17 protein-coding genes are annotated in these 20622 nt (G+C 66.9%); 7 read left to right on the top strand and 10 right to left on the bottom strand.

Annotated elements, in window-relative coordinates:
• The first annotated feature begins 832 nt into the window (after positions 1–832).
• Together QWY28_RS05455 and QWY28_RS05450 are read left to right on the top strand one after the other, a co-directional pair.
• Complete coding sequence (locus QWY28_RS05455) at positions 833–1192, top strand: luciferase domain-containing protein (protein ID WP_300951277.1); 360 nt, start codon at positions 833–835, stop codon at positions 1190–1192.
• Between the two features lie 80 nt (positions 1193–1272).
• A complete protein-coding gene (locus QWY28_RS05450; protein ID WP_300951276.1) occupies positions 1273–1701 on the top strand; it encodes a GlcG/HbpS family heme-binding protein in 429 nt (142 codons plus the stop codon).
• A gap of 34 nt (positions 1702–1735) precedes the next feature.
• On the opposite strand, the gene QWY28_RS05445 is transcribed toward QWY28_RS05450, so the two are convergent.
• Entirely contained in the window at positions 1736–2107 is a 372-nt protein-coding gene (locus tag QWY28_RS05445; protein ID WP_300951275.1) for a RidA family protein, read from the bottom strand.
• A gap of 278 nt (positions 2108–2385) precedes the next feature.
• Here QWY28_RS05445 and QWY28_RS05440 point away from each other — a divergent pair, with 278 nt between their 5' ends.
• Positions 2386–3936 carry a PucR family transcriptional regulator gene (locus QWY28_RS05440; protein WP_300951274.1) on the top strand — a complete coding sequence of 517 codons (1551 nt, stop codon included), beginning with the start codon at positions 2386–2388 and terminating at the stop codon, positions 3934–3936.
• Between the two features lie 122 nt (positions 3937–4058).
• Here the strand turns inward: QWY28_RS05440 and purU are convergent, their stop codons facing one another.
• Positions 4059–4910 (bottom strand): formyltetrahydrofolate deformylase, encoded by an 852-nt coding sequence (gene purU, locus QWY28_RS05435; protein ID WP_300951273.1) that lies wholly within the window; start codon positions 4908–4910, stop codon positions 4059–4061.
• Positions 4910–7318 carry a GcvT family protein gene (locus QWY28_RS05430; RefSeq protein ID WP_300951272.1) on the bottom strand — a complete coding sequence of 803 codons (2409 nt, stop codon included), beginning with the start codon at positions 7316–7318 and terminating at the stop codon, positions 4910–4912. The genes purU and QWY28_RS05430 overlap by 1 nt, the downstream gene beginning before the upstream one ends.
• Before the next feature lie 293 nt (positions 7319–7611).
• Between QWY28_RS05430 and QWY28_RS05425 the strand changes: the two genes are divergently transcribed.
• The 3 genes from QWY28_RS05425 (at position 7612) to QWY28_RS05415 (ending at position 10301) form a co-directional block, all read left to right on the top strand.
• Positions 7612–8526 carry a bifunctional methylenetetrahydrofolate dehydrogenase/methenyltetrahydrofolate cyclohydrolase gene (locus tag QWY28_RS05425; RefSeq protein ID WP_300951271.1) on the top strand — a complete coding sequence of 305 codons (915 nt, stop codon included), beginning with the start codon at positions 7612–7614 and terminating at the stop codon, positions 8524–8526.
• A 54-nt stretch (positions 8527–8580) separates the two neighbouring features.
• Positions 8581–9390: a dihydropteroate synthase gene (gene folP, locus QWY28_RS05420; RefSeq protein WP_300951269.1), complete on the top strand. Its 810-nt coding sequence runs from the start codon at positions 8581–8583 to the stop codon at positions 9388–9390.
• A gap of 179 nt (positions 9391–9569) precedes the next feature.
• A complete protein-coding gene (locus QWY28_RS05415) occupies positions 9570–10301 on the top strand; it encodes an MOSC domain-containing protein (protein WP_300951268.1) in 732 nt (243 codons plus the stop codon).
• 83 nt (positions 10302–10384) lie between these two features.
• Here the strand turns inward: QWY28_RS05415 and QWY28_RS05410 are convergent, their stop codons facing one another.
• The gene (locus QWY28_RS05410) at positions 10385–11275 is read right to left on the bottom strand and encodes an AAA family ATPase (RefSeq protein WP_300951267.1); all 891 of its coding nucleotides are present in this window, start codon (positions 11273–11275) and stop codon (positions 10385–10387) included.
• A complete protein-coding gene (locus tag QWY28_RS05405) occupies positions 11272–12408 on the bottom strand; it encodes an XdhC family protein (protein WP_300951266.1) in 1137 nt (378 codons plus the stop codon). Before QWY28_RS05405 ends, QWY28_RS05410 begins: the two co-directional genes overlap by 4 nt.
• Positions 12409–12941: 533 nt before the next feature.
• Here QWY28_RS05405 and QWY28_RS05400 point away from each other — a divergent pair.
• The gene (locus QWY28_RS05400; protein WP_300951265.1) at positions 12942–14633 is read left to right on the top strand and encodes a 4Fe-4S binding protein; all 1692 of its coding nucleotides are present in this window, start codon (positions 12942–12944) and stop codon (positions 14631–14633) included.
• Positions 14634–14671: 38 nt separating this feature from the next.
• Here the strand turns inward: QWY28_RS05400 and QWY28_RS05395 are convergent, their stop codons facing one another.
• The 5 genes from QWY28_RS05395 to QWY28_RS05375 all read right to left on the bottom strand — a co-directional run bounded on the left by QWY28_RS05395 (position 14672) and on the right by QWY28_RS05375 (position 20584).
• Positions 14672–15004 carry a DMT family transporter gene (locus QWY28_RS05395; protein ID WP_300951264.1) on the bottom strand — a complete coding sequence of 111 codons (333 nt, stop codon included), beginning with the start codon at positions 15002–15004 and terminating at the stop codon, positions 14672–14674.
• 202 nt (positions 15005–15206) lie between these two features.
• Positions 15207–17336 (bottom strand): oxidoreductase, encoded by a 2130-nt coding sequence (locus QWY28_RS05390; RefSeq protein ID WP_300951263.1) that lies wholly within the window; start codon positions 17334–17336, stop codon positions 15207–15209.
• Positions 17337–17785: 449 nt separating this feature from the next.
• Entirely contained in the window at positions 17786–18283 is a 498-nt protein-coding gene (locus QWY28_RS05385) for a (2Fe-2S)-binding protein (RefSeq protein WP_300951262.1), read from the bottom strand.
• Positions 18280–19167: an FAD binding domain-containing protein gene (locus QWY28_RS05380; RefSeq protein ID WP_300951261.1), complete on the bottom strand. Its 888-nt coding sequence runs from the start codon at positions 19165–19167 to the stop codon at positions 18280–18282. Before QWY28_RS05380 ends, QWY28_RS05385 begins: the two co-directional genes overlap by 4 nt.
• A gap of 181 nt (positions 19168–19348) precedes the next feature.
• Positions 19349–20584 carry a PucR family transcriptional regulator gene (locus tag QWY28_RS05375; protein ID WP_300951260.1) on the bottom strand — a complete coding sequence of 412 codons (1236 nt, stop codon included), beginning with the start codon at positions 20582–20584 and terminating at the stop codon, positions 19349–19351.
• Positions 20585–20622: the final 38 nt, after the last annotated feature.

Raw genomic sequence — 20622 nt, 5'->3', positions numbered from 1 at the left:
CGGCGACCCCGCCGCTCGGTCAGCATCGCGGTGACCGTGAGGACTGAGCCTGCGGGCACAGCACGCAAGGCGGTCCAGTCGACGTGCACGGAGTCGTAGCCCGCGCCTGCTCCCTCCGCTCCGACGAGCCCCTGTGCGAGGCCCCGACGGGCGCGGTCGAACCCACGCAGCAGCCGCTCGGCACCAAGCTGCGTCAGCGGTTCTTCAATGACAACGCTGAAGGAGTTCAGGTCATCAGATGCCGAGAGGGTCATCGCGAGTCCTTTCGCTCGATGTTCTGGAGGTGGCCGCCCTGCCCTGCGGTCGTGCCAGCGGGTTGACGCCCGAGCCACTCCACGGGCGACGACCGCCAACGCGAAGGCCCTAGGGTCGGATCGCGAGTGCAGAAGGCACGGGCCGTCCCTCAGAACTGCCCGGTTCTCGTGAGCCACGCTAGGAGCGGCGGCCCCGCGCGGCTTTAGACGATGCACGAAAGTTCGCTGTCGCAGTGTCGAGATGCCGAACAAGCCCAAGCGCGTCGCCTCCTGCCAGCCGGCCGTTAGAGCCGAACCGGAGGTGCAACGGCGCCCTGGGTCGGCGAGTCGCCTCTTGCCGGCATCTGACAAAGGAACGGGCCAGTTTCACCGATCCATCAGGGCCTGGCTGGTCGAGAACGTTGACGATGGAGAGGTCGCACGTCCCAGCATGAGAGGCAGACCTTGGCACTCATCGCGCTTTCGCCATTGGTCGGCCAGTGACGCCGCCTTCACTCGGACTGCCGGCGCGCCAAGGCGCCGCGCCGACGGTCATCGGTCCGGCGCCGCATGCGCAACGCTCCCAGATCGCGCCGGTCATGGTGCAGGAGGAGCTCTGGGAACGTATGAGGGCGCTTCCCTACACCTACATGGCTCCCACGCGGGTGTCCGTGTCGCACGCCCGGGCCCTTTTCCTAGCCGACGGCGTCGGCAGTGCCGACACGACTCGCTTCCAGGCCGGGCGGGAGTTCGCGCACCTGCATCCCCACCACGACGGCAGTTTGCACCTTGCGCTGCCGGAGTGGGCCAAGGACCAGGCGGTCGAGGCAGGCTGGGGACAGCGTCACCCTGTCCAGAACGTGCTGATGGTTTATGGGCCGCGGGATCGCGCCGAGCTCGAAGTGGTGTGGCACCTCGTGCAGCTTTGCTACGGGTGGGCCCTAGGCGACGTGGACTGACTCCAGGAGCCAAGGGCTGTCTCCTCAACGCCGCGCCTCGGACTCTTCGCTAGCACCTACCTCCTACCTCGGGGCCTGCCTTGAAACTGTCGCTTGACCTCGCTCGTCAGATCGTGCGCGACGTGCACGCACAGGCCACCACACTTCAGCTTCGACCACTGACGGTCGTCGTGCTTGACGGCGGTGGGCACGTCCTTGTCGCCGAGCGAGCGGACGGCTCGCCCATCGGCTCGTTCGAGATCGCGCGCGGTAAGGCCTACGGCGCCCTAGCGCTCGGGATGGGGTCTCGACGGATCATGGAGCGCGCCGAAGCCCAGCCTTACTTCGTCACCGCAGCGGCAGCAGCCCTCGCCGGCCGGCTCATCCCGGTTCCCGGGGGGATCCTCGTCCGAGACGGGGACGGCAACGCCATCGGAGCGCTGGGCGTGTCAGGAGACGCCTCTGACTCCGACGAGGCCGTCGGGGTGGCGGCGATAAGTGCGGTGCATCTAATCCCCCAGCCCAGTTGACGTTGCTCCGTGTCGCCGCTTGGCGGCGCGGCGCTCAGCAACTGGAGTAGCAGGGTGTCGCAGCGGTTGCCTGAAGCTCGATGGCAGCACCATCGTTCGCTCGAACGACGCCGGTCGTGATGGTCACGGGAAGCGGCTCAGGCGAGAGGTCCGACCAGATCGCGCTGAGGCGCTCTCCGTCCTGCAGCTCGGCCAGGTGGACCGACAACATCTTGACGCAGCCCAGGTCAGCGCCGAACACATCCAGGACAGTCTCGAGATTACGAAGAGCTCGCCTCGCCTGATCGGCGAAGCATGTCGCAGGAACATGTCCGAGCGCGTCGTACGGCCGCACTCCATGGATCGACACGACCTCACCGACGCGAACGGTCTCGGCATACCGGGCTTGCACGTACCGCACGCGCACGGTCGAATGCGTAGGGCTCGACATCTGGTCTCCGCAGCGCTCGGCGTTGTCAACGATTCCCGAGCCTAGAAACAGAGCGCTACGACTGACACCGTGCGCTTCTTCGACGACAGCAGGGTTCGTTGTACGTTCGTACGGCGCTGCCGGCGGGGCGTCGATGGCCCGCCTCGGGACCACCGAGGCTCTCATCGATCAGGCTCCCATCGACCACAGCGAGCGGATGGCGCTCGCGGCCTTGGTCCCTGCGCGTCGGCACCTTCGCGTGAGACGATCCACAGGTGTTTCTCACTGTCGGCTCGTTGGTCGACGACCCGCTGATCAGGACTCGAGTCGTCGCTGGCGCTTCAGGTCTCGACCGCATCGTCAGCTGGGCTCACACCTGCGAGTTGGCCGACCCTTGGAACTGGATGGGCGAGGGCGACCTGCTGATGACGGACGGGTACGGGTTCCCACCGGACGCCGATCAGCAGGTCGAGTTTGTGCGCAATCTAGAGAAGGCCGGCATCGCGGCGCTTGCCCTTGCGGAAGGGTTCGTCGCGCCTGCGCTCACGCCCGAAGCTGCGGCTACAGCTGACGACTTGGCATTCCCCCTCCTGGTCACCGCTCGCAGCGTCCCGTTCGTGACCATCGGTCGGGTGGTCGCCGAGCGGAACCAGGGGCGCTCCGGGTCACAGAGTGCCCGGGTCCTACGGATCTATGACGTCCTACGTCGCATGCACACCCGGGAGCTCGAAGGCGACCACGCGTTGTTGCATCACCTCGGCCTCGAACTGGGCGCCCAGCTGCACGTCGTCGACTTGCGCAGAGGGCGAGAGCTACTGCCGGCCGCGACCCCCCTCGAACCAGGGCTGCGCGAGGCGCTGGTGGAGAAGGCACGAAAGCACGCTGGACAGCTACCCGGGTTCGGTCGTCTCGTGCATGAACGCGCTACGGCCATCGTCGTTCCTGTCGGCGGCGACGTCGCTGGCGCGGGTCTGGTGGTGCGGGTGGACGACGACCAGCAACCGGATCTGTTGCTCATCCAGCATGTCGCGATGATTGTCGGGCTCGACGTCGAACGCCGCGCAGCGCGCGCCTCGCGTGCGCGTGACCGTGGGTCATCGTTGGTGCACCGCCTGCTCGACGGGACCATCGCTCCCGAGGCGGCTGAGTCGCAGCTCCGAGCGCTCGGGCTGGGGCCTGGCCCCTGGCGGGTGACCGCCTGGGACGCGGTCGAAGGACCAGAGCAGCCCGGAGAGGCGGTCACGTCGTTCCCGGGGATTGGCGCAGCTGGCGAACTGGCCGAGGATCTGGCTGCTGTTCCGTGGGCCAGCGCGCAGTCGGTGGTCGGTGGGGTCCAGCTCGTCGTGGTCGCCGAGACGGCCTACCAGTCCGAGATGCCGGCGGATGCGCGAGAAATCGGGGCCAGGGTGGGTGCCAGCCAGCCGTTCTCGTCGGCTGCGCGACTGGCCGACGCCGCACGGGAAGCCAGGTGGGCTCTCGAAGGGGCGCAGGCCACCGATACGGGGTGCGTCGAGTATGGGACTCAGGGCTCGTCGTTCATGCCTCGAACCGTCGCCGAAGGCGAAGCTGTCGTGCGGCGGCTGCTCGGAGCCGTGATCGACTACGACGACGCCAACGACACCGACCTCATGCGTTCGCTGTGGGTCTACTTCGAGGTCAACAGGTCGTGGCAGGAGGGTGCTCGGCGGTTGGGCATCCATAAGCAGACGCTCGTCTACCGGCTCAAGAAGGTCGAAGAGCTGACGGGTGCTGACCTCCGAGACTTCGGCACCCAGGCTGACCTCTATCTGGCCCTGCGCACGTGGCGCCTGCTGTTGCCACGGTGAGCCGCAGCGGGTGTGTGAGGGTCAGTTCGATCCGCGGATGAGGTGCGGCTCGCCGCCGTCCTCTACCGGGTCCTCGGCGGACGTCCCGGTCTCGTAAAGATCCGCGCGCAGGTCGAGCGGGATCATCGGAAGACCACCGTCTTCGACCCGTTCACAAGCACCCGGTGTTCGAGGTGGGCGGTGACGGCCTTCGCTAGTGCAAGCGCCTCGAGGTCGCGGCCAATCGCGGTGAGGTCGGCTGCGGAGTGGTTGTGGTCGGCGCGCGTGAAGTCCTGCTCGATGATGGGTCCCTCATCGAGATCGGCAGTGACGTAGTGAGCGGTCGCGCCGATGACCTTGACCCCGCGCGCGTATGCCTGGAAGTACGGTCGAGCGCCCTTGAAGCTGGGGAGCAGGCTGTGATGGATGTTGATGGCACGTCCCGCGAGGTCGTTGCAGAGGTCGTTCGAGAGGATCTGCATGTAACGCGCTAGCACCACAAGATCCGCGTCGTAGGAGGCAACGAGTTTCCTGAGCTCGTCCTCGGCGTCGGTTTTGGTCTCGGGGGTGACTGGTACGTGGTGGAAGGGGATGCCATGCCACTCGACGAGCTCACGAAAGTCTCCGTGGTTGGAGACGACGGCTGCGATGGTGCCGGGCATAGAGCCGGTACGGACGCGGTGCAACAAGTCGTTGAGGCAATGACCCTGCTTGGAGACCATCACGATCATGCGCTGCGGCAGCGCCGGGTCATGAATGGTGGCCAATGCGTCCAGCGGATCGGCGACCGCACGCGTGAACTCGTCGCGGATCTGCCGCAGGTCCACGGCGTCCTGGCCCGCGGCATGGACTCGCATGAAGAAGAGCCCGGTGTCCTCGTCGCCGAACTGCTGGCTGTCTCGGATGGTGAATCCTCGGTCGGCGAGGAAGCCCGCCACGGCGGCGACGATGCCCGGTCGGTCGTGGCAGGACAGAGTGACGATGATGTCGTGCATCAGTTCTTCGGCCTTTCGGACTTCGGGTCGTACAGGGGGCGGAGCGATGCGCGGGCGGGCGCGCGGTGGCCGGCGACTTCGATTGCGTAGTCGCCTTCCTCGAACCAGGGGCGAGGCACGACGTCGGGCGCGGTGACCCACCCGAGGGCGACCGCACCACCGAGGGCGTGTCCGTACTGGGCGGAGGCGACCCGGCCGACGAGCGCGCCGTTGCGATAGATGGGCTCGTCGTGGAACAACTGCCGGGAGGGGTCCTCGAGCACGAACTGGACCAGGCGTCGATCGACGCCACGAGCCCTGATCTTCTCGAGCGCTTCCTTGCCGATGAAGCCCCCCGGCTTGTCCCACTTGACCGTGAACGACAGCCCGGCCTGGATCGGGTCGTCGGCGGATGAGATGTCGTGACCCCAGCTGCGGTAGCCCTTCTCGAGGCGCAGCGAGTTCATCGCGTGGTAGCCGACAGGGCGCAACCCGTGGGGGGCGCCCGCGTCGCGAAGGAGGTTCCACACGTGGTGAGCCATCTCAGCGGGGATCAGGAGCTCCCACCCGAGTTCGCCGACGTAGGTCACGCGGGTGGCACGGACGTAGCCGAAGCCAAGGTCGATCTCTCGAGACGCGCCGAAGGGGAACGCTTCGTTCGAGAGGTCGACGTCGGTCAGAGGCTGCAGGAGCCGCCGCGCCTCGGGCCCCATGACGGCGATCATGGCCATGGTTCCGCTGACGTCGGCGACCGTGCAGAACTCGCTGTCGTCGATGTGGCGTCGCAAGCGAGCGAGGTCGCGATTCACGGTGGCGGGGCCCGAGAGCACGAGGAACTCGTGCTCGGCGACCCGAGTGACGGTGACGTCAGCCTCGATGCCGCCCTGCTCGTTGAGCCACTGGGTGTAGACGATGCGTCCTGGCTCGACGTCGATGTCGTTGACCGACAACCGGTTGAGGACGGCGACGGCGTCTCGCCCCTGGACCAGCAGCTTCCCGAACGAGGAAGTGTCGATCATGCCGACCGTCTCGCGGATCGCGGTGTGCTCCGCAGCCGAGTGCTCGAACCAGTTGGCACGTTCGAACGAGTAGCGGTATTCGCGGTCGACGCCCTCTGGGGCGTACCAGTTCGCGCGCTCCCAGCCAGCGAGTTCGCCGAAGACGGCGCCAGCGGCGTCGGTGGGCCCGTAGAGCGGGCTGAGCCGCAGGTTTCGTGCGCTGCTGCGCTGCTGGAACGGCCAGTGCACCTCATAGGAGAGGTCAAGCGACTCCACGACCCTTGCTTCGAGGAAGCGACGGTTCGTCTCGTGCTTCTGCACGCGGGCGGGGTCGGTCTCAGGGAGGTCTATCGGCGAGCGGCCGTCGATGATCCAATCGGCGAGGACCGAGCCGGCGCCAGGTCCGGACAGAAAGCCCACGGAGTTGAAACCAGCAGCGACGAAGTAGTTGCGCAGGTTCGGTGCTTCGCCGAGGTGGTACTGGCCATCAGGAGTGAAGCTCTCCGGCCCGCAGAAGTGGAGACGGATGCCCGCGTCGGCGAGGACAGGGAACCGCTCGACCATCTGCTCGTAGAACGGTCCCAAGTGGTCCCAGTCCTCAGAGAGGTGGACATATCCCTTGTTGTCGGGAATCCCGTTCGACGCCCAGGCGTAGCTGCCGGGCTCGAAGAACCCGACCATCAGCGCGCCGGCTTCGTCCTTGACGTAGGCGTACTCGTCACCGCTCTTGACGGTCGGCAGATTGCGCGGCAGGCCTTCGATCGCCTCGGTGATTACGTAGTAGTGCGCGAGGGCCTGGAGAGGCACGTTCACACCGGCTCTGGCGCCGAACTCCCGGCCCCACATACCGGTGGCGTTGACGACGTACTCCGCCTCGATGTCGCCGGACGTGGTGGATACTCCCGTGACGCGACCGTGCGAGGTCAGCACGCCCGTGACGCCGACCCCCTCGAACACGCGCGCTCCTCGAGATGTCGCTCCGCGAGCCAGCGCGATCGTGGTGTCGGTGGCACTGCCGCGTCCGTCCCGCGGGAAGTACAAGCTGCCGCGCAGACCGTCGGCGTTCAGCAGCGGGTGCAGCTCGAGAGTCTCGTCGACGCTCAGCAGCTGTGCCTCGATGCCATTGCCTCGGACGATGCTGGCTTGGTGCTTGATCTCCTCGAACCGCTCCGGGGACGTCGCGATGTTCATGGTCCCGGTCTCGACGTATCCGGTGGAGAAGCCGGTTTCGGCCTCCAGCCCCCGGAAGGCTTCAAGGCTTCGCTGAACGACCTCACGGGTCCCCCACGTGTAGCGCGCCTGGGTGACAAGGCCGGCCGCGTGCCAGGTGGTCCCTGAGGTGAGCGTGTTGCGCTCGAGCAGCACCACGTCGGTGAAGCCGCGGCGAGCGAGGTGGTAAGCCGTACTGGTGCCGATGATCCCGCCGCCCACGACCACGACCTGAGCTCGCGCGGGAAGTTGATGCTCTCCCATAGATCTGCCTTTCGTCGGCCGACAGCCTCGGCGACGCCTCCGGACGCATCCATGCGTCGAAGGACCGACGCGACGTGGCTGTCTTGTTCGATCTGCCAAAGCGACGTCAAGGGCGCTTTAGACGATGAGCACAAGATGTGCGACGCAGTCGTCCGATGGCTCACTTCCGAGCAGGTCGGCTCACGACCACGCTTGACCCCGTCCGCGACGAGTCGTGCGGACGGACGTCGAGTTGAGAGGTCACCGATCAGGTGGAGCGCAGAGCGACAGTCATCGACGGGACCCGGGCTGCAGCGGCCGTCAAGGGCGAGCTGACGAACCGGATTGCGGCACTGGCCGCCATGGGTCGACGCCCAGGGCTGGGGACCATCCTGGTGGGCGACGATGCCGGCTCGCGCTCGTACGTGGCGGGGAAGCACCGCGACTGCGCGGAGGTCGGCATCGAATCTTTTCGCCTCGAGCTCCCCGCAGAGGCCTCCGAGGCCGATGTCCTTGCCGCAGTCGAGACGCTCAATGCCGATCCTGCGTGCTCGGGCTTCATCGTGCAGCTTCCGCTCCCCCGCCACGTGGATATGCATGCGGTGCTGGCGGCGATCGACCCCGACAAGGATGCCGACGGCCTGCATCCCACCAACCTCGGCCGGCTAGTGCTCGGGCAGCCGGGCACTCTGCCCTGCACGCCCCGGGGGATTTTGGAGCTGCTGCGAGGCAACGACGTCCCGATCACGGGTTCGCAGTTTTGCGTCATCGGTTGCGGCACCACCGTGGGGCGGCCGCTGGGGTTGCTGCTGACGCGGCCCACCGAGCACGCGACCGTCACCATGTGCAACGAAGCCACGATCGACGTGGCCGCGCACACCCGCGTGGCTGATGTGGTGATCGCAGCAGCCGGGGTTGCACATCTCGTCCAGCCGTACTGGGTCAAGCCGGGCGCGACTGTGCTGTCCGTAGGGATCACCCGCACCGTCGAGGGGATCCTGGGGGATGTGCATCCCGGCGTGGAGCAGGTCGCCGGGAAGTGGACGCGCGCGACCGGCGGGGTGGGCCCTATGACCCGCGCGATGCTGCTCAAGAACGTCGTCGAGCTCGCAGAGCGCGCCGCCGGCATCGCTCCCCCAACGAGCACGGCAGTCTCGACGGTCGGCACCGATGCACGAGCCAGCTGAGCCCTTTCCCAACCCCAGAGCACCGGGGACAGCAGGATGGTGAATGTCTTCGGAGTGCTCAACGTGACGCCTGACTCGTTCTCGGACGGCGGCCGCTACGTCGACGTCGACGCGGCGGTTCGGCGGGGCCACGAGCTCAGCTCAGCCGGCGCCTGGGCGGTGGACGTCGGCGGGGAGTCGACCCGCCCCGGCGCGGAGGCCGTTCCGACGGATGTCGAGCTACACCGAGTCCTCCCAGTGGTCGAGCGTCTCGCACGAGCCGGCTTGCGAGTCAGCATCGACACGATGCATGCGTCGGTGGCGGCTGCGGCACTAAACGCCGGCGCAACAATCGTCAACGACGTCTCCGGCGGTCGCTTCGACCCAGCCATCCTCGATGTGGCTGCTGACTACGACGCAACGCTGATCCTTTCGCACTGGCGCGCGCCAAGCCGCGAGATGGACCGCCACGCGGTGTACAGCGACGTTGTCGCCGAGGTCGTCGCGGAACTGTCGCAGTCCGTCGATGCCGCGCTCGATGCCGGCGTGGGGAACGCCCAGCTGATCGTGGACCCGGGCATCGGCTTCGCGAAGACCGGCCCGCACAACTGGTGCCTGCTGCAGTCCTTGCCCGTCCTTCGCTCTGCACTCGGACTCCCGATCATGGTCGGCACGTCCCGCAAGCGGTTCCTGGGGGACGTCGTTGCGGACGCCCGCAGTCCCCGTGCGCGTGACGACCTGACCGCCGTGACCTCAGCTCTGGCGACTACGGCTGGCGCCGACTACGTGCGAGTCCATGATGTCGCATCAACCTCTCGAGCGATCGCCGTTGCGGTCGCTTGGATCGGCGGCTTGCATGGCCCGCCGTCCGGTGTGCTCGGGTGATCATCAGCAGGGCCGAACTCTAGGTCGGCGCTTCGCGACACCCCTGCACCATCCGGACTGACGCACGCAGCTGGATCCCGAGCACTGACGGCCTCACTGGAGGGTTGCCGATGACAGAAGCGGTTCGTGCAAGCGGGCATGTGACCGGCCTGCACGTTGCAGCGACCAAGGGTTTCGCGGTGCGTGACGTGCCGTCCGTCATGCTGGAAAGTACCGGCGTCGTCGGGAACCGGGAGTTCTTCGTGGTCGACATCGACGGGCGCCTCTACTCAGTACCCAAGGACCCGGTCTTCCTGGGTTACTGGACTTCGTACGACCCCGAGAGCGACCAGTACGTCATCGGGCGCGGCGCGACGCCTGAGGTATCGGCCGAGCTGGGACACCCGGGTGAGAGCCGTCTATTCGACTTCGATGATCGCGTGGTGGCTGGGACTTGGGCGCCTGGCCCGTGGGACGAGTGGCTGTCCGACCTGGCCGGTCGACGGCTGCGGCTCGCGCGTTGTCTGGAGCCGGGCGGCGGCTACGACGTCCACCCCGTCACGTTGCAGTCAACGGCCTCTCTCGCTGCGCTGGGGACGGAATCGGACGGACGCCCGATCGACTCACGCCGGTTCCGATTGAATCTGACCGTCGACCTGGGCAGTCAGCCGTTCGTCGAGGACCGGTGGGACGGACGCGTCATCGTGGTGGGCGGAAGCTCGTTGCGTCTTCGCGGAGGCATACCTCGGTGCCTGGCAGTGGAACACCGGCCCTGGGACGCCGATCGCTCGTTGCGGGTCCAGCGGCGGATACGCGTAGTGCGCGGAGCGACCCCCAGCTCATGGGGACCGTCCGTGCTGTTCGGGTCGTACGCGGACGTCGTCGAACCCGGCCGAGTTGCGGTCGGGGACACGGTCGAGCTGGCGACGTAACAGAGTCGGTCCGATGGGCGCGGTCCACGATCGAGCCGGGTGGGAACAAATCGTCCGTACCGGGCTTCTCGCCGGGCGCGAGATCAGGACAACATGCTCTCCAATGATGCCCTCAGCCGGTCGGCGTCCTCGCGGTACTTGACCAAAGCCCCAAGGCTGGCAGCTGCATTTTCTAGGTTCAGCTCCGTCGCGCCTAGGTGGTGGAGCGCCCTGGCCCAGTCCAGGGACTCGGCCACCCCTGGCGGCTTGACCAACTGCGCCTCTTCACGCAACTGCTGGACGAAGCCCGCTACTTGCTGCACCAGTGACGCGCTCACCTCGGGTGCCCTTGAGCGAACGATTGCGACCTCTCCATCGAGGCTCGGGTGGTCCACCCAGTGGTAGAGACATCGGCGCTTCAGCGCGTCGTGGAGTTCCCGCGTCCTGTTGGAGGTCAGGACCACCACGGGAGGCACGGCGGCGCTTACAGTCCCGAACTCCGGGATGGTCACCTGAAAGGTAGACAAGACTTCAAGAAGGAAGGCCTCGAACTCGTCGTCGGCGCGGTCCACCTCGTCGATCAGCAGCACCGAGGGACTCTGTTGAAGTGCCGCCAGGACCGGACGAGCTAGGAGGAATCGCTCGTCATAGAGTCCTTTGTCGGCGTGCTCCAATCCAGTCGAGCTGGCCTTGCCGTTCGCTTCCATCGCGCGCAAGTGCAGCACCTGGCGGGGGAAGTCCCAGTCGTACAACGCTTGGGTGACATCGATTCCCTCGTAGCACTGCAGACGCACCAGCGGCACCTGCCAGGCATCGGCCAGTGCTTCAGCCAGGGCGGTCTTTCCCGTCCCCGGTTCGCCCTCCAGAAGAAGGGGACGACCCATCCGTATGGCCAGGTAGGTGGTCGTTGCAAGGTCCGGTCCGCATAGGTAACCCGTTGACCGCAGTCGGTCAGCGATCTCACCTACGTCGTCCACCTTGATCGGCGCGCTCATCGGGTTCGATCTCCCCGTTCGTGGTGGATCGAGCCGGACAGGTCACGTAGCGGCTCGCCGGTTCCGCCCCACCGAGCCGAGATGATGTCCGCGGCGATGCTGACGGCAGTCTCCTCCGGTGTGCGGCCACCCAGATCCAGACCGATCGGGCTGGAAATGCGCGCCAGTTGCTCGTGCGTGGCCCCTGCATCGAGGAGACGTGCAAGCCGGTCGGCGTGAGTTCGCCGCGAACCCATTGCGCCGATGTACGCCACGTCGAGCTCGATGGCCGCGCGAAGCAGGGGCACATCGAACTTGGGGTCGTGCGTAAGCACGGTGATGACCGTGCGCTGGTCGACGCGCCCCGCGATGTTCTCGTCGTGCAGGTACCTGTGGGGCCAATCGAGGACGACGTCATTGGCGTCAGGGAACCGGGCGCGCGTCACAAATACCGGCCGGGCGTCGCAGACCGTCACGTCGTAACCCAGGAAGGACCCCATCTTCGCGACCGCGGCGGCGAAGTCGATCGCACCAAAAACCATCATTCGGGGCGGTGGCGCAAACGACTGCACGAAGACGGTCATCCCCTCGCCAAGCCGCTGGCCGTCGGGCCCGTAGTGCAGAAGCCCGTTGTGGCCTGATTCGAGTAGGCCCAAGGCGTCGGCGGCGATCGCCTCGTCCGCTCGGTCACTGCCGACTGTGCCGGAAGCCGTCTCATTGCCTCGGAGCACCCGTCGTCGGCCCCGCCAGTTGAGGTCGGGGTGATCGATGACGGTGGCGATGGCCACGGGTGCGCCGCGTCGGATGTCGGCTGCGACGTCGCCCAGCTCGGGGAACGTCTCTCGGTCGACGCGCTCGACAAACACGTCCAACTCGCCTCCGCAGGTCAGACCCACAGCGAAGGCGTCGGAGTCGGAGTATCCGTAGTGCTCCAGTACCGGGACCCCTTCGGCGACCACCCCGCCGGCGAGGTCATACACGGCGCCCTCCACACAGCCGCCGGAGACCGACCCCACAACCCGACCGTCGGGGCCTACGGCCATCGCTGCCCCGGGCTCGCGTGGTGCAGAGCTCGAGGTTGCGACGACGGTCGCCAGCCCTATCGGTGCGCCGCTCCTCCACCACTCGAGCAGCTCGTCCAACACGTCACGCATAGGAGCCTTCCTTTCTGTTCCGGCCGTTGCCTGCTTCGGGTCGACGCGACAGACAGGCAGATCGTGATCAGAGACCTCGCCTGCCAGCTGAGCAGCCCGACATGGTCCGCAATCCCGGACCAGGGAGTCGTCCGTAGCGGAAGCGACCCCGTCGGCGGAGGGGGCGTCGCACCGGTTCGCCAGAAGGTCTCCCGTGCGCTCGCGCGACGGTCGGCTGACGCCGGACCGGGTCGGCGGCGGCATGACGCCCCGGCCTCCTCGAGCCGGGTCGTCCATGGGCTGGCGTCACTTCGGCAATGTATGGATGGCTCCGGTCGTGCACCTCGTCTGACTGCGGCAAAGACGCGCGCTCGCTTGCTGGTATCGGACAAGGAGCCGGCGAACCAGTTGGTCGACCCTGGACCGATGGTCTGGAGTCAAGCGCACGGAAGTTCTCGCCGCGCCGCTGATGGTGCCCTGCGCGGGATGGATCGGTCCCGGACTGGCCCGGACTGTGCTGGCGGATTCCTTTCAGCGGGACCGGGCGACAAGCGATGACCTTCGTCATCGGTCAGGGGTGCTGCAACGACGCCTCCTGTGTCGCGGTTTGCCCGGTGCAGTGCATCCGGCCACGTCCGGGCGATCAGGACTTCGTCTCCACCGAGCAGCTGTACATCGACCCAGCAAGTTGTATCGACTGCGGCGCCTGCGCCAGGGCTTGCCCGGTTGGGGCCATCCACCATGAAGACGCCCTTCCGCCGGAACTCAGCGATTTCCGTGACATCAACGCCGACTACTTCGCGACCCGTCCGCTTCGCGACGTTGTGCCCCCGGCAGTGACGAGGCACGAAGTCCCCAAACACAGCCGCTTGAGTGTTGCGATCGTGGGTTCGGGGCCCTCAGCGATGTACGCCGCTGCCGAGCTCAGCGAACTGCCAAGATGCACGGTCACCGTGCTCGAGAGGCAGCCCGCGCCCTTCGGGCTGGTGAGATCCGGAGTCGCACCAGACCACCAACGCACGAAGCTCATCGGCGATCGCTTTGAGCGAGTACTGCACCGGCCGAACGTGCACTGTTTTTTCAACGTCGACGTGGGTCACGACGTCACAATTCCCGAGCTTCTTGAGCACCACCACTCCGTGCTGTGGGCCGGCGGGTCAACGGACGACCGCAAGCTCGGCGTTCCGGGCGAGGATCTGCCGGGCGTTGTGTCGGCCAGGGAGTTTGTGGGTTGGTACAACGGCCACCCCGACTTCGCCGATCAGCGGTTCGACTTCAGAGGTCATCGAGCGGTCGTCATCGGCAACGGCAACGTAGCTCTCGACGTGGCAAGGGTCCTGGCTCAGCCGGTCGAAGCCTACGAGCACACGTCCATGTCCGACCTCGCCATCAAGGCGCTCAGCGCGAGCGCAATCACCGAGGTCGTGGTTGTGGGACGGCGCGGTCAAGCCCACGCTGCCTACGGAACGGCCGAGCTGCTCGCCCTGTCGCGGCTGGACACAGTCGACCTCATTGCCCGTTCCGACGAGGTATCAGTCACGCGTGAGGAGATCCTCGCGGTGCAGTCCAGGATGGCTCCTGCCCTCTTCGAGCGCCGCCGAGCGACGGTCCGCGCTGCCGCTGATCGCACTCCGCGGCGCGATAGGAGGCGGATTGTCCTGCGCTATCGGAGGACGCCGGTCGAGGTTGTCGGGACGGACGCGGTCGCCGGCATCGTTCTCGAGGATCCGCTAGGGGGGTTGGAGACGGTGCCGACGTCGCTGGTCATCCGGTCGGTCGGCTTTCGGGGTCGACCGGCGCCGGGGATCCCCTTCGACGAGGTGACGGGCACCACCCCCCATGTCGCAGGTCGTATACAGGCCCAATCCGGCGAACCATTACCCGGGCTGTACTGCGCGGGCTGGATCAAGCGGGGTTCGAACGGAGTGATCGGCACGAACCGAGCCGATTCCGCCGAGACCGTCGTCTCGATGCTGGAAGACCTTCGACGGGGAAAACTGCCGCAGCCGGCCAGGACAAGTGACCAGTTCGCCGACCTGGTCCGCCAGCGCTGTTCTGATGTCATCGACGCCGCGGGCTGGCGAAGAATCAACGACGCCGAGCTAGCCCTCGGCCGAGCGGCCGGTCGCGATCGCGTCAAGTTCCTGAGCTACGACCATCTCACGCATGAAGCACTTCGCGGGACTGCTGCAGGCGCACAGTCCGATGAGCATCGCCCGAGTCCACCGCCAGAGACCGACGAGTAGGCCTTGGACTGAGCGCGGCCGCCGCGGTCTCGCCGCGGTCACGTGTGTCCGCTGGCCCCAAGCTCAAGCGCGAGCACTCCCCCGACGATCAAGGCGATCCCCGCGACTTGTACCGACGACAGGTGTTGCTCGAGGAATGCTGCTCCGATGATGGTGATGAGCACGATTCCGGCCGCGGACCAGAGGGCATAGACGACCGCGATGGCCAGGCCGCGCTGGAGCACCACGGAGAGCAGGTAGAACGAGGCGCCGTATCCAGCTAGGACGACGAGGGTTGGCACCAAGCGGCTGAAGCCGTTTGAGGCACGCAGCGCGAGGGTGGCCATCACCTCGACCGCGATCGCGAGAGCAAGCAAGCCGTAGGTGATCAAAAGAGCGCCTCTTCAGAGTCGGACCCGCTGATTGGCGCTCCCCGGAGCGTCGCACCTGCACGGGTGAGATAGGGGGGTTCGTGGCGCGGCGACTGTCTTCTCTGCCGCGAGGTGGGAGCAGGGGCGTGGATGGCAGGCAGGCCCGGGGCGACGGTGCCGCACCGCGACCTTTCGCGTTGAGAAAGCGCGCCGGAGCGTTGAGTCACCGACTCCGCCCCCCGAGGAACAGGTCTCCGTCCGGGAGCTCCAAGTGCAGCGGCTCGCGCTTGTAGGGCAGCGCGACCGCAGGATTGGGTGACTCGAACTCCCGGGCCAAGCGGTGCCCATCGAACGTAACCTCAGCGATTGGCCGCGGGGAGAGGGCGTCGCCGATGCAGAAGACCGCTTCGATGCCGGCGGCAGTCAGCGCCGCGCGATCATCGACGAGCTCGCCGTACAGCTGGTCCAGCGGGGAACGCATGGTGACCAGTACGAGGGCGTCGGTCTCGCACGAGAACGGCTCTTCGAACTCACCCGCTCCGAAGACGCGTCCCTGCTCGACCGCGGTCAGGACGATCGCGCGGTGCATGCCCACACCGCTCCGATGCAGAGACCTGCGAACAGCAGGGCCGTCCAACGTCAGGTCTCCCTCGGCGCCCACCTGGTCGTGCGGGGTGACGATGCAGACGTCGAAGCCTTCGTCGGCAAGAAGCTGGGCTATACCCGTGCCCATGTAGATGCCCTCCGCGTCGTAAACCGTGACACGGCTGCCCAGCGCCGGGCGCCGGCCATGGACGAGGATCTGCTCGGGCGTGAAGATCCAGTCCGCCCCCTCTGCTACTCCTTCGAGTGGGCCGTGCGTCTGAGGGGTCACTCCCGTGCTGAGCCAGCGGGCGCCGGTAGCAAGGATTACGTGCGATGCGCCGTAGTCCCGGACGTCGGCGGCGGTCAGCCTGGTCGACCCGATGAACTGCACGTTCGGCAGCCCGTCTATCTGGATCGACCGGTGATCGATGAATCGTCGCCACTCCTGTAGGCCCGGCAGCTCCACCGCGGGTCGAAGGTGCCCACCGAGGTGTTCAGCAGCGTCGACGAGGTGCACCATCTCGGCCCCTCGTCTGGCCAAGCCGATCGCAGCCTCCATACCCGCTGGACCAGCGCCCACGACCAAGACTCCTACCTCAGGTCGCGCGAGCGGCTCGAACCGCTCGGGATGCCACCCGCGCCGGTACTCCTCGCCGGCGGTCGCGTTCTGAGCACAGGTGAGGTTTCCTCGGTCGAGGCTGCTGATGCACAGGTTGATACCCATGCACTCGCGGACGTCCTCGATGCGGCCATCGTGGATCTTCTGGGGGAAGAAGGGATCTGCGATGGACTGCCGGGCGGATCCGATGATGTCGATGACCCCCGAACGCACCGCCTGCGCCATGAGGTCGGGACTGGTCCATCGCGAGACTCCGACGATGGGCTTCGTCGTCGCGTGGCGTATCCGTTCGAAGACCGGCAGGTTGCTGCCTTCCGGGATGAGCCTTGAAGGACTGATGTCGCTTGCCCAGTCCAGCACGGACCCGACGTTGAGGTCCCACAGGTCAACGAACCGGTCAGCCATGCCAACCAAAGCCACGCTCTCGTCGATGGTGTGCCCCCAGGGCCCTTGGGTCTCGACGGACATCCGCGTGGCGATGGCGCAATCAGTACCTACGGCGTCGCGGATCCGCGCGAGCGTCTCCACCCAGAACCGGGCGCGGTTCTCCAACGAGCCGCCGTAAGCGTCAACCCGGTGGTTGTGGAAGGGCGACAGGAACTGAGCGAAGAGGTAGCCATACCCGGCGAGTACGTTCACGACGTCGTAGCCGGCATCGCGGGCCCTCAGCGCTGCCGCGACGAAGTCCAGCTGGACCCTCTCGATGTCGTCCCTGGTCATGGCTTTCGGCGTTCCTGGTGGGCCGAAGGGCGGAGGGAGCTCGGGCGCGAGGCCGGAAGGCGAGAGGGCCGGTTCCCGCGAGAGCCGACGCATCGCGTGGGCGCCTCCATGGTGGAGCTCGATGGCCGCTAACGCCCCGTGCTTATGCACCGAATCGACCATGAGCTTGTGCCTACGAACGTCCTCGTCGTCCCAGATGTCACTGGAGTGCAGCGGAACCTCGTCGCTGCTCGGGCCGACACTCGAGAACTCCGTGGAGACCGCCGCCCATCCGCCCTCCGCGCGGACGGCCCGGTACGCCGCCCAGGTAGCCGGCCGCTGGGTTCCGTAGGCGGTGCCGTGCGGGACGTTGTAGAAGCGGTTGCGGAGGGTCTTCGGGCCGATCTCGATCGGCTCGAAGAGCACCTTGTGGTGGTCGGCAGGGGGCATCTGTTGAACCTTGCGTCGGTGACGTGCTTTGCGTTGTCCGGCGCCCTGCGCTCATCGCATGACGCTTCTGCCGCCGACTCCCTCGTTGATGGCGGGCAGGGCCGAGGCGGCGTGCCTGGTGAACGCCGATGCTGGCGTGGCTGGCACGCTTCGCATCACGTCCAGTCGAACAAATGCGACCCGCATACCTGCGGAAGTGCACAGAACGTGATGATGCTGGGTTCACCCCGCCGTGCCTTCAGACCGACGCAAACCCAGTACGAGGCGCTCACGCGGGGCGCGTGGGATACGGAATCAGGCGGGCCCATCCGATCCCGATGCGGTTGGGAGCGCCCGAGAGGTGCCGGGCGAACCACGACGGGCCACGTTCGGGTCAGCCAAGGCAGCGTCCCCTGCCATTCCGGCGCCGCCCGGGTGTACGCCGAGCCCAGGTTCTCAGCTGGCGGCCGTCAGTCAGCCGCTGTGTCCTCGCCGCCCTCGACGAGTGCGGCGGCATGGTCAAGGGCCTTATGCGCGGACTCGACGATCTGCTGATAGCCGGTGCAGCGGCAGAGGTTCCCGCTGATCGCCTCGCGGATCTCCTCGTCGCTCAGCCGCTCGCCCTTGTTGTACACCGGCAACAGCGTCATCAGCATGCCCGGCGTGCAGAAGCCGCACTGGAGCCCATGGCACGCGGAGAACGCCTCCTGCAACGGGTGCAGATCAGACTCGGTGGCCAGACCCTCGACGGTGGTCACCCGCCGGCCGGCACCTTGAACGGCCAGCATGGTGCAGGAACGGACCGGCTCCCCATCTAGCAGCACGGTGCAGCTGCCACACACTCCGTGCTCGCAGCCCACGTTCGTGCCGGTCAATCCAAGTTCATGGCGCAGGTAGTCCGAGAGCAGCATCCGGGGCTCGACATCGCGCTCGTGACCCTCCCCGTTGACGGTGATGTGAGTCTTCATGCGGATGTCCTCCTGAAGTCGACGGTCGGCAGTCCGAAGGCCTGGTGCAGGGCGCGGCGGAGCGACTCTCCAATGACAGCTCGCCGAAACTCGGAGCTTCCGTGGACGTTGGATTCGGGCGTCAGCCCTTGAGTCGCCCGATCGACAGCGCGTCGCGCGTCGTCCTCGGTGACCCGGCGGCCGACGAGCTCCAGGTCCAGGTCGTCCGCCGGCGTCGGTCCGGGTCCAGCAGCGATCAAACCAGCGCTTGCAGCGACACAGGTCCCTGAAGCATCGACGCGGGCATGGACGGCCGCACCCCCGATGGCGTAGTCACCCTTGCGGCGCGCGAACTCGGAGAAGCCCCATCGAGTCCCAGCATCACCGCCCGGGACCTCGACGGCGGTCACGAGCTCTCCGTGCTGAAGGCTGGTCTGGAAGTGGGACCCGAAGAAGTCGCGGGCGGCCGTTCGGCGCTCACCAGCCGACGAGCGGGTGACGATCGTCGCTCCCATCGCGAGCAGCACAGCTGGAAACTCAGCTGCGCTGTCGCTGTGTGCAATTGCCCCGCCGAAGGTGCCGCGGTTGCGGATCTGCGGATGCGCTACCCAGGTCGCTGCTGCAGCCAGAAGAGGGGCGTACGTGGCGACCGCGGCATCGGTCTCGATGTCCGAGTGCCGGGCCAGCGCCCCGATGCTCAGGGTCTCGCCGACACATCGGATGGCACGCAGCTCCCGGATGCGGGAGATGTCCACCAAGAGCGTCGGACTGGCGAACCGCAGGCTCAGCAGCGGGATGAGGCTCTGCCCGCCAGCGATGACCTTGGCGTCCTCGTCGGCCTCGAGGAGGGCGAATGCCTCGTTCAGGTCGGACGCCACGGCGTAGTCGAACGGCGGCGGCTTCACGGCCGCACCAGTCGCGAGCAGCAGAGCTCCCGCGGCGATCGCAATCGATTCGCTTCGAACATGCGAACCTCCCTCTCAACGGACAGTCCGAGGAGTCTCGCGAGAGGTAGTGGCCCGGACCACTACGCAGTCCGACAAAGACAGAGCCGGATCACCGCCTACACCACAATGACCCCAGCCCTTACAGGGGCGGCGATTCAAGTTCAGGGCCGGCACCGACGTCGCCGTCCTGATCCCCCAGGCCCTCGACGTCCTTGAGCAGGTTCGCGAGCCGCAGCGCGACTGCCAGCTCGTCGCGTCGCGCGCTGATGGTCACACCGAGACGAGACTCGATCGACCGTAGGCGGTAGGCCACCGTCCGTTCGTGCACATGGATGGCCTGAGCCGTTGACGCGGCGTTCTGGCCGCAACGGAAGTAGGCCTCCAGCGTGGACCGGAGGACGTCGCCGCGGCTGTCGCCCTCGTCCAGGGCGGCTAGTTCGCGAGCCACGAAGTCCCGAACCGCCTGGCGGTCCCGCAGGAGCAGGGACTCGAGTGCGACATCGACGTACCAAACCGCGGGCTGAGGGCGGAGCTTGCTCACTCGATACGCCTGCCAGGCTTGCCGATGGCTGAGCCGGAAACCCTCGATGCCCTGTTCAACGTCGCCCAAGGCGAGGAACGTCTCGGGCATGACCTTGACCGCCTGCGGTCGTTCGTCGAGCACGCGGCGGAGTGCCGTTCCTCCGATCCACCCCAGATAGGTGCCGGAGGTGCCGCTCACCGTGAGATGACGTGCTTCAAGAGCCACCGCGAGCGAGCGGATGTTTGCCTCCGGCGATCGGCCCCAAGCCACGACAGCTAGGTGCTCCGTGCGCAGGTTGTAACCGAGCTGCTGGGTATCCGTCGGGATCCCGCGGAGGATGTCGTTGACGGTGGCACGTCGCTTGCGGTCCTGGCTACGGAAGAAGTAGGCGTTGTGCTCGGTCTGGTAAGCCGCGATGACCGATTCCGTCACCTTGTTGTTCCACGCGTAGTGGTAGTCCGAGGCCTGCTTGAGCACTGCGATGCGGCGCTCGTCGGAGTCCACGACCCTGAGGGTCTCCTCCAAGATGACGTCCCACATGGTCGACTGCCCGACTCGGTAGGTACGGAGCAGCGAATGGAGGTCGACGCCGGCCTGAGCGGCGACCCGGGCTTCACGCAGCGCTGCGTCAGAGGCTCGCTCGGGCGCCTGCCTGCCCCCTGCCAGCCCCTCTACGATGCTCGTGAGAGCCGACAGGATGCTCGGGACCTCGGCCTCCGCCAGCACCGGGTCATCCTTGCTCCGAAGCTCGGGCACCTGCGTGAGGGTTTCCTGCTCAATCGTGGAAGCCAGCTCCGGGATGCGCGCCCGCACTGCCGCGGCCACGGCCTGCAGGTCAATCTCGATCGACATGAGTGAACCCTAGGCCGCGCGAGGGCAGCTCACCCCTG

Source organism: Nocardioides oceani, assembly GCF_030412965.1.
In the GTDB taxonomy this organism is placed as follows: domain Bacteria; phylum Actinomycetota; class Actinomycetes; order Propionibacteriales; family Nocardioidaceae; genus Nocardioides; species Nocardioides oceani.
Note: the sequence above shows the minus strand (reverse complement) of the source record. Positions and strands in the feature narration are given on the sequence as shown.